The sequence below is a fragment of the Actinomadura rugatobispora genome (genome assembly GCF_042656285.1).
GTDB lineage: Bacteria > Actinomycetota > Actinomycetes > Streptosporangiales > Streptosporangiaceae > Spirillospora > Spirillospora rugatobispora.
In genome coordinates this window covers 52,391-58,390 of sequence record NZ_JBHSON010000074.1, presented here as the reverse complement: position 1 = coordinate 58,390, position 6,000 = coordinate 52,391, and the positions used below count along the sequence as shown (strand labels likewise).

Genomic DNA, 6,000 nt, shown 5'->3' with positions numbered 1-6,000 from the left:
CCAGGTGCCGAAGAAGTCGGCGCAGTCCTCCAGGGTGGTGGCGTCCAGGTCCTCCATCGAGCCGATGGGGGTGTGCGCTGGCGTACTTCGCGGCACAGGCGGCGGGCAGCGTGATCCCGGTGCTGCCGGGCGGCCTGGGCGCGATCGAGAGCAGCATGGCGGCCTCGCTGGTCGCGCTCGGCGCGGCGCTGGCGCCGGCCGGGGCGGCGGTCGGGCTGTACCGGCTGATGTCGTACGTCGTCGTGGTGGCGGTGGGCTGGCTGGCGTGGGCGGTGCTGCACGAGGGCGCGCGGCTGCCGGTCCGGGCGCGGCGGTGGCTGGCGGGCGCCGGGCGGGGCGTGCTGGAGGGCCTGGCCACGGTGGCGATGATGACCATGCTGACGCCGTACACGACGGCGCGCGGCGTCCACCCCGCCGCACCGCGCCGCGGCTGACCGCCGCGGCCGACCCCCCGGGTTCACCTGACTTGTTGCGGTGGTCCGCTGCTGCTAATCTCCCAAGCGAGCGCTTGGTCATACGCGAACTCCTGGAAGTCCTGACAGCGGAGCATCACCGGAGGCTCGATGACGTCCCTACGGGTCAGCCTTGGCTACGAACTCGAAGTGCGCGGGCGGTCCCGCGAGGTCGAACGGCGGGCGTTCGAGAACGTCATGGACCAGTGCGTGCTGGCCGACGGGCTCGGCTTCGAGACCGCCTGGTTCGTCGAGCACCACTTCACCCGCGGGTTCTCGCACTCCTCGGCGCCCGATCTGGTCCTGGCCGGCATCTCCCAGCGGACCGAGCGGATCCGCCTGGGGCTGGGCGTGGTGCTGCTGCCGTTCCAGTCGCCCATCCGCACCGCCGAACGCGTGGCCACCCTGGACGTCATCTCCGGGGGCCGCGTGGAGTTCGGCACGGGCCGCGGCGCCTCCCCCCTGGAATACCAGGCCTTCCAGCGCCCCTTCGAGCAGTCCCGCAAGCTGTGGGAGGAGTCGCTGGAGGCGGTGCTCGCCATCTGGAACGCCGACGGGCAGCCGGTCACGCGCTCCAGCGAGTTCTTCGAGGTCCCCGACGTGTCGGTCTACCCGCGTCCGGTGCAGGAGCCGCACCCGCCGGTGTGGGTGGCCTCCACCTCCCTGGACGGCTACCTGGCCGCCGCGAAACAGGGCTACAACCTGCTCGGCATGACCATGCTCAAGGGCCTGAACGAGGTCGCCGACGACATCGCCAAGTACAAGGAGTGCCTGGCCGACAACGGCTTCGACCCCGAGACCCGCCGCATCGCCCTGATGATCCCCTGGCACGTGGCGCCCACCCAGCAGGAGGCCGTCGACACCTCCGCCGACCCCGTCCTGTGGTACCTGCGCCGCCAGATCAACCTGGTCGCCCCGCCCGGCTACACCGACGCCCGCCACGCCACCCACCGCGTCCTGGGACAGCAGGCCGTCGGCATGCCCCCCGAAGAGGCCATGGGCATCCTGCGCGACGAGACCATGGTCGTCATCGACGACGTCGAGGGCTCCCGCAAGGCCCTCGAACGCATCGCGGCGGCCGGCGCCACCGACATCATCATGCAGGCCCAGGTCGGGGGCCTCGCCCACGAGGACGTCTGCAACTCCATGAAGCTCTTCATGCGCGAGGTCGTCCAGGAGGAGGAGGCGAAGTGACTTGGCCCACCCGTAACACCTTCCCGGCCGGCGGCCCGGCGCAGGGCCTCCTTCTGGTGTCCCCCGAGGGCGGGCCGGTCGTCCCGCTGAACGCCGCCGACCGCGCGGCGGCGCTGGAACTGGCGTCCGCGACGCTGACCGCCGCGGGGCTGGGCCGGAACGACCGCGTCGTCGTGGCGCTCAACAACGACGGCGACCTGACCGGAGCCCTCCTCGCCGAAGCCGCCGCCGGCGTCGCCCAGGCGGCCGCGAGCGTCGGCCCGCGCGGTCGCCTGCGCCTGCACACCGCGCTGGAGAGCGTGCGCGCGACGACGCTCGTCACCACCCCGACCGGGGCGATGGACTTCCTGGCGCGGCTCCACCTGGAATTCCTGCTCGACCCGCTGGACCTCGAACTGCGGCACATCCTCCTGGTGGGAGAGGTGCCCTCCCCCAACACCCACCGGCAGCTCGCGGCCGAATTCGAGGCGTCGGTACGGGAGCTGTACGCCGACCCCTACTCCGGCACGCCGATCGCCCAACGCGACCCCGCCAGGGAACCCGTCCTCTCCCCCGTGCGGGAAGGGCTGCTCGGGCTGGCCCCCCTGGACAAGGACGTGCTCCTGGACGCCCCCTACAGCGAGGGCCTCGCCGAGCTCGTCATCACCCCCGCCTGGCACTCCTCCCTCGGGGACGCGACGCTGCGCACCGGCCAGGCCGTACGCCTCGAAGGCGGCGAAGCAGGAGTGCCCGCCCCCGCCCACACCGTGGGCGAGCACGTGCTCGTGCGGGGCCGCTGGCTGCCGGTCCCCAAGGTGGCGGCGGCGCTCAGCCGCATCGACGGCGTCAGCCACTGGGACCTGCGCGTCAGCCGGGAGGGCACGCTCGACGCCGCCGCGCTGCACGTCACGTTCAACCGGGACACCCTCGTGAAGAACCCGATGTGGAAGTCGCGGATCGCGCAGGCCCTCTACGCGCTCACGCCGGTCTCCGTCGACGTCGTCATCGAGGAGGCGGTCTCCGAGGAGCGCCGCCCCGGCACGGTCACCGACCTGCGCGGCCACCACCTCGGCCGGGACCGTTCACAACCGTCCTAGCCCGTCTCAGGCAGTCGTCGTTCGTCGCCGCTCCGAGGAGGCGCGATGGAAGTGCAGCCCGTACCCGACTGGCGGACGATCCCGCGCATGCTGCGCGACCAGGCGGCCCGGCACGGGGACACGGAGGTCGTCGTCTCCGGCGACACCACGCTGACCCTCGCCGCGCTCGCCCGGCGGGCGGGCGAGGTGGCGCGCGCGCTGATCGCCCTGGGCGTGGAGCCCGGCGACCGCGTCGCGGTGTGGGCGCCCAACACCCCGGACTGGGTCGTCGCCGCCTACGGCGTCTGGGACGCCGGGGCGATCATCACGCCGCTGTCCACGCGCTTCAAGGGCATCGAGGCGGCCGGGCTGCTGCGGAAGGTCGGCGCCAAGGTCCTGCTGGTCGCCGAAGGGTTCATGGGCACGTCCTACCTCGACATGCTCGCCGGGGAGCGCGACTCCCTGCCCGATCTCCGGCATGTCGTCGTCCTCGGCGGACCCGCCGCCGGGCAGGACGGCGCGATCGGCTGGGACGAGTTCCTCGCGGAGGGCGCGGGCGTCTCCGCGGAGGCGGCCGAGGAGCGCGCGGCGGCCGTCGGCCCCGACGACCTCGCCGAGATCATGTCGACCTCCGGCACCACCGGAACGCCCAAGGGCGTCATGCTGCACCACGAGCAGCTCCTGCGCGGCTACTGGGACTGGGCCGAGCTGGTCACGCTGCGCGAGGGCGACCGCTACCCCGTCATCGCGCCGTTCTCGCACGGCTTCGGGATCAACGCGGGGCTGCTGGCGTGCGTGCTGCGCCGCGCCACCATGATGCCGATCGCGCTGTTCGCGCCGGACGAGCTGATGGGCCTGATCGAGGAGCACCGGGTCAGCGTGCTGGCCGGGGCGCCCCCGATGTTCTTCAAGATCCTGGACGAGCTGGACGGGCCCGCGCCGCGCGAGGTCTCCTCGCTGCGGGTGGCGATCTGCGGGGCCGCCGCGGTGCCGCCCGAGCTGATCCGCCGGCTGGACGACCGGGTCGGCCTGGACCGCATGATCAACGCGTACGGGCTGATGGAGGGCACCGTGGTGTCGATGACCCGGCCGGAGGACCCGGTCGAGGTGATCGCGGGCTCCACGGGCCGGGCCGTGCCGGGCGTGACGCTGCGGATCGTCGACGACGAGGGCAAGGACCTGCCGCCGGGCGAGCGCGGCGAGATCCTGGTCGGCGGGTACGGCGTCATGCGCGGCTACTGGCGCGACCCGGAGCGGACCGCGGAGGCGGTCGACGCCGACGGCTGGCTGCACACCGGCGACATCGGCACCCTCGACGAGGCGGGCAACCTGGCCATCGTCGACCGCAAGAAGGAGATGTTCATCGTCTCCGGCTTCAACGCCTACCCGGCGGAGATCGAGGGGCTGCTGCTGCGCTGCCCGCTGGTGGCGCAGGCCGCGGTCATCGGCGTCCCGGACGAGCGGCAGGGCGAGACCGGCCGGGCCTACGTCGTACCCGCCCCCGGCGGCGCGGCGACCCCGGACGCGATCATCGCCTGGGCCAGGGACAACATGTCCAACTACAAGGTGCCGCGCCGGGTCGTGCTGGTGGACGCGCTGCCGGTCAACGCCAACGGCAAGATCGACAAGCCCGCCCTGCACGCCCGCGCCGCCGCGGGCGCCGGCTAGCGGCGGGGACGCCAGTTCACCAGGGTCGTCGACTCGTCCACGTCCGCGAACACCGCCTCGACGGGGAGCCCCGGCTCCAGGACGGCCGGCTCCCCGTCGGTGAGGTCGCCGTACATGAGCAGGTCCTCGCCGTCGTCCAGGCGCACCAGCAGCACCGGGAACGGCACCCGGCCGGCCATCGCGGGCATGAAGACCTGGTGGTTGACGATCCAGCTGTAGACGCGGCCCCTGCCGCTCACCGGCACCCACGCCGACTCCCGGCTCCGGCAGCGGTTGCAGATCGCCCGCGGGGGGAAGCGCAGCGTGCCGCACCCCTCGCAGCGCTGCACGGTGAGCTCGTGCCGCCGCACGGCCTCCCACCACGGCGCCGAGTCCCGGTCGGGCTCCGGCCTGGGCAGCCCCTGAACGCTCACGCGTCACTCCTCAGGATCAGGGCGGACGTCCCGGCGAGCACGTAACCGGGCTGGGAGGTCGACAGGGCCACCTCCGCGCCCGGCACCTGCCTGTCACCGGCCGTGCCGCGCAACTGGGACACCGCCTCGGCGACGTGGTTGATGCCGTGCACGTACCCCTCGGACAGGAAGCCGCCGTGGGTGTTGACGGGCAGCTCGCCGTCCAGGGCCAGCGCCCCGGACGCGGCGTAGGGCCCGCCCTCCCCCTTGGCGCAGAACCCGTAGTCCTCCAGCTGGACGAGGACCGAGTAGGTGAAGCAGTCGTACAGCTCGGCGACGTCGATGTCGCCTGGGCCGACCCCCGCCATCGCGTACAGGCGCGGCGCCAGCCTGGCCGCCTCCGTCACGGTGAGGTCCGTCCCGGACGGGACGCTGCCCGCGCCCGAGAAGAAGCTGTCGCCGCCCGCCCACGCGGCGCCGGAGATCAGCACGGGGACGTGCCGCAGATCGCGGGCCCGCTCCCGCGAGGTCACCACGACCGCGCAGGCCCCGTCGGTCTCCAGGCAGCAGTCCAGCAGCCGCAGCGGCTCGGCGATCCACCGCGACGCGAGATGGTCGTCCAGCGTGATCGGGTCGCGCTTGAGCGCGCGCGGGTTCTTCACCGCGTTGGCGCGCTGCCCGACCGCGATGTGCCCGAACTGCTCGGCGGTGGTCCCGTAGGCGTTCATGTGCGCCCGCGCCGCCATCGCGAACTGCTGCGGCGGGGCGAAGTACCCGTACGGCGCCTGGTACTGGACGTCGAAGATGGGCGCCGGGGCGCGGCCCGTGCCGCCCATCCGGAACTCCGAGCGCGCGTTGATCGCCCGGTAGCAGACGACCGTCCGGGCGACGCCGGACGCGACCGCCATCGCCGCCTGCCCGATCACCGAGTGCGAGACGCTGCCGCCGCCGAACTGGTCGAGGTACCAGGTGACCTCCGGGATCCCGAGCGCGGGCGCCACCACCCACGGCGGCGTGGAGTCGCCGACCCGGTGCGTGGCGAGCGCGTCCACGTCGCCCACCTCCAGGCCCGCGTCGTCCAGCGCGGCCAGGACCGCGTCGACCGCGAGGGTGAGCGTGGAGACCCCGGAGTCCTTGCTGAACGGGGTGTACCCGACGCCGGCGATGGCGGTGCCGTCCCGAAAGCCGCCCACGATCCCCTCCAACCGAGCAAGCGCTTGGCCACAAATTAGGGCGGCG

At 73.3% G+C, this 6,000-nt stretch carries 6 protein-coding genes; 4 read left to right on the top strand and 2 right to left on the bottom strand.

The features are described 5' to 3' along the window. The first annotated feature begins 110 nt into the window (after positions 1 to 110). From ACFPZN_RS39495 to ACFPZN_RS39480, 4 genes are all read left to right on the top strand, one after another. A complete protein-coding gene (locus ACFPZN_RS39495; protein ID WP_378287691.1) occupies positions 111 to 434 on the top strand; it encodes a hypothetical protein in 324 nt (107 codons plus the stop codon). Positions 435 to 563: 129 nt separating this feature from the next. Then, the gene (locus ACFPZN_RS39490) at positions 564 to 1,646 is read left to right on the top strand and encodes an LLM class flavin-dependent oxidoreductase (protein WP_378287690.1); all 1,083 of its coding nucleotides are present in this window, start codon (positions 564 to 566) and stop codon (positions 1,644 to 1,646) included. Continuing rightward, complete coding sequence (locus tag ACFPZN_RS39485; protein WP_378287689.1) at positions 1,643 to 2,722, top strand: phenylacetate--CoA ligase family protein; 1,080 nt, start codon at positions 1,643 to 1,645, stop codon at positions 2,720 to 2,722. The genes ACFPZN_RS39490 and ACFPZN_RS39485 overlap by 4 nt, the downstream gene beginning before the upstream one ends. A 45-nt stretch (positions 2,723 to 2,767) precedes the next feature. Continuing rightward, positions 2,768 to 4,369 (top strand): AMP-binding protein, encoded by a 1,602-nt coding sequence (locus ACFPZN_RS39480; RefSeq protein ID WP_378287688.1) that lies wholly within the window; start codon positions 2,768 to 2,770, stop codon positions 4,367 to 4,369. Here the strand turns inward: ACFPZN_RS39480 and ACFPZN_RS39475 are convergent. Then, positions 4,366 to 4,782, bottom strand: a complete 417-nt coding sequence (locus tag ACFPZN_RS39475) for a Zn-ribbon domain-containing OB-fold protein (protein ID WP_378287687.1) — start codon at positions 4,780 to 4,782, stop codon at positions 4,366 to 4,368. The genes ACFPZN_RS39480 and ACFPZN_RS39475 overlap by 4 nt on opposite strands. Further along, a complete protein-coding gene (locus tag ACFPZN_RS39470) occupies positions 4,779 to 5,954 on the bottom strand; it encodes a thiolase C-terminal domain-containing protein (protein WP_378287686.1) in 1,176 nt (391 codons plus the stop codon). The genes ACFPZN_RS39475 and ACFPZN_RS39470 overlap by 4 nt, the downstream gene beginning before the upstream one ends. Positions 5,955 to 6,000: the final 46 nt, after the last annotated feature.